Below are 3,033 nucleotides of genomic sequence, written 5' to 3' on the forward strand. Positions count from 1 at the left end.
GKGCGTGTTGAATGTCTTTGAGRCTGACGGTGGTCGATGCGTGATCGGGGTCCACGGCCTTACAGATGTACTGGTTCTTGTGGAAGACATGGATTTCGGAGATGTCGCGGGGGTCGTACCGGATCACGACCTGCTCTTTGACGTAGGCGGCCAGCAGCGGTGAGACGTACCGCAGGCCCTGGAAGCGCACTCCGTCGCGGTGGACGATGCGCGTTTTGGCCACGGTCAGCAGCAGCAGGTTGAGATCATCGATGGTCTCGGGCAGGCGAGGCAGCCACCCGTCGCCGATCCAGGTCCGGTAGGGGCTGTCGCCAGTCTCCGGGTGGGTGCGGTGGTGATACTTGGCACTGATGAACTCGCCGATGGCGGTGTCGAGTTCGGGCAGCGTCAGTGCTGGCTCGGGGTGCCGCTGATCGCGGGTGAGGTAGCCCGGCAGTTCGGCAAGGAGTTCGGTGTTGATCGTGCCGAAGATTCGCTCGATCTTGCCGCGGCCCTGTGGTCTGGCGATGGTCGAGTAGATGATCTGAAAGTGCAGGTCATTGGCGGTCTGGGCGAGATGGTGACTGGTGAAGTCGGTCCCGTGATCGACGTAGAGCACATCGGGCAGGCCGCACATCGGCCAGTTCGGATCGCTCTTGGGCCAGATCGCGTGCCGCAACGCCAGCGCGGTGTTCATCGCAGACGGTGCGCCGAGAAAGACCATGTAGCCGCACACCGCCCGGGAGTAGTCGTCGAGGATGACGGTCAGCCACGGCCGGGCGGGCCGCCCGTTGGCGTCGAGGATGAGGATGTCGAGTTCGGTGTGGTCGGCCTGCCAGGTGGCATTGGCCCGCTCGGCTCGATGGCGCCACACCAACTCGTAGGTGTCTCGGTAGGCCGCCGCACCTTGGAGGGCCAAGGTCACCATCCCGGGATCCAGACCGGTCACGATGGACCGCACGGTGCTCGCGGAGACCATCGGCCATCCGCGGCGGGTGGCGGTCGCGGCGGCCTTGCGGAAGATCGCTGCGGTGGACGGTCGAGGCGTACTCAGCGCCAGGCCTTCGATGTAGGCCACAAGGTCTGGGTGGGTGCGCCGCCCACGCTTGGGTGGCGCTGCCGGAGCCAGCGCGGCGATCCCGCCCTTGCTATAAGCGGCGAGCCAGCGCTGCAGAGTGCGTTCCCCGACCTTTTCGGCTGCGGCCAACTGGGTCAGCGGGACCCCGCTCTCCACGTGTTGGCGTAGGACCTGCCATCGGGCCGCGGCAGTCTTCGCGCCAGTGGGGGCGTCGATCGAACCTTGAGGTTCATCGCCCCCGCTCATGGCTACGCCGTCGTCGACTTCTGCCGGCGCCGAGCGGGGGGCTTGTCGGCCCCGCGTTGCAGCGCCCGGTAGACGGTGGTGCGGCTGACCCCCAGGACCTCGCCGATCTGGGCGACGGTCATGTCTTGTTGCTCGTAGAGCTTGCGGGCGGTGCGCAGTTTGTCCCCAGACAACAACGGTGGACGCCCACCTCTACGGCCACGGGCTCGGGCGGCCTCAAGGCCGGCGTGGGTGCGTTCGGAGATGAGGTCTCGTTCGAACTCCGCCAGCGAGGCGAAGATGTGAAACACCAGCCGCCCGCCCGAGGACCCGGTGTCGATATTTTCCTGCAGGGAGCGAAACTCGATTCCGCGCTCCTGCAACTCGGTCAACTGATCGATCAGATGCCGAATCGATCGCCCCAGCCGATCCAGTCGCCAGACCACGAGCGTGTCGCCCGGGCGAAGTTGATCGAGGAGCTTTCCCAACTCTGGGCGCGAGGCCAAGGCCCCGGAGGCGGTGTCGGTGAAGACCTTGTAGCAGCCAGCAGCCTCCAGAGCATCGTGCTGCAGTCGAGCGTCTTGATCGCCAGTCGACACCCGCGCGTACCCGAAAGCGTGGCCCATACCGACAAATGTAGCAATACCCGTCGCTGGCGGATAGATCAGAAACACAGATTCCGGGACTGGGTTCCGCTACAGACCAGGCTTCCGCCCACCTCGGCGTATCCAAGGTCGGCCAGCTTCGACCCGTTTGTATCAAAAACGACCGTTTAAGGGACGAGCTGACAGAGGGGCAGCGGCGCAACATCCGGCAGGCTCCGTGAGCTGGGTGTGCTCAGTCTGCTGTCGGCATGCGGTCCAGAGTGATAAGTGGGCCGGCGAAGATCGGAAGCGAGAGGAGCTTCCAGACGACGTCGAGACTGATGCCGCTTGAGCTGGCTCCGAACTGCTGCCAAGGGTCAGCGATGGCGCTGGGAAAGCAGGTCCGGGTCGAAGACTCGTGCGGCCTGTGCCAAGGCAACGATGAGCAGTCCGTAGATCCACACCGAGTAAGACCAAGGGCTGTGAGTGACTACCGTGACGCTGGGGGCGTCTCTGGTCCAGTAAGTACAGCGGACGCCCGCGGGAAGCAATTCGTATCCGTGGGACCAGTCGAGATTGGTATGGAAAGTGCTCACCTGTTCCTGCGGGGGAAGCCGGTCGGGAGGGAAGCCGTCCGGCACGTGTCCGTCGCGACGGGCACAGGTGTAACCGGGGAAGTCGTTGTAATGTTAGGGACGTGCTTCGGAAAGCAGGGTTCTGATGATCGGGTAGCGCGAGTATGAGCATCGGATAGCGGTGCCGGTCCTCGTGTGCTCGTGTCGGTTCTACGCGTGGCAACAAGGCTGCGCGTGGATCCGAACAGGAGGCACGGGTGACTGATTACCGATTGGTGATGTCGCTACTGCTGCAGGACAGGTCCTACCGGGACATCGAGGCGATCGCGGGTTGCTCGCATCGCACTGTCGCGAAGGCGAAGAAGGTCTGCCACGAGCACGGGTTGACCGCCACGAGCCAGGTCGAGGCGCTCAGCGGCGAGGAGATCGACGTCTTGTTCGCAGATGGGCGCAAGACGCCGTCGAAGGAGTTCGTCGCCTTCGACGTGGCGGCGACCGTGAAGAAGCGCACGGGCAAGAACAAGCTGCCGCTGCGGGTGCTGTGGGCCAACTACCTCGACAGCGACGGATCGCCGGGGCAGCGGCACTACAG

General features: G+C 64.5%; 2 protein-coding genes and 1 pseudogene. 1 reads left to right on the forward strand and 2 read right to left on the reverse strand.

Translation table 11 applies throughout. The features are described from left to right. A partial coding sequence (locus tag G6R20_RS18365) for a Mu transposase C-terminal domain-containing protein (RefSeq protein ID WP_205475967.1) occupies window positions 1-1,213 on the reverse strand: 1,213 nt, incomplete at its 3' end. A 92-nt stretch (window positions 1,214-1,305) separates the two neighbouring features. Then, the gene (locus tag G6R20_RS18370; RefSeq protein WP_067718100.1) at window positions 1,306-1,908 is read right to left on the reverse strand and encodes a recombinase family protein; all 603 of its coding nucleotides are present in this window, start codon (window positions 1,906-1,908) and stop codon (window positions 1,306-1,308) included. 790 nt (window positions 1,909-2,698) lie between these two features. On the opposite strand from G6R20_RS18370, the pseudogene G6R20_RS18375 reads away from it, so the two are divergent. Next, a pseudogene (locus tag G6R20_RS18375) lies at window positions 2,699-3,033 on the forward strand (IS21 family transposase); the annotation flags it as partial.

Source organism: Dietzia sp. Alg238-R159 (assembly GCF_900537145.1).
In the GTDB taxonomy this organism is placed as follows: Bacteria; Actinomycetota; Actinomycetes; order Mycobacteriales; family Mycobacteriaceae; genus Dietzia; species Dietzia kunjamensis.

Excerpts from the sequence above, each read along its gene's own strand:
- G6R20_RS18370 (WP_067718100.1), bottom strand. The coding sequence starts at position 1,908 with ATGGGCCACGCTTTCGGGTACGCGCGGGTGTCGACTGGCGATCAAGAC.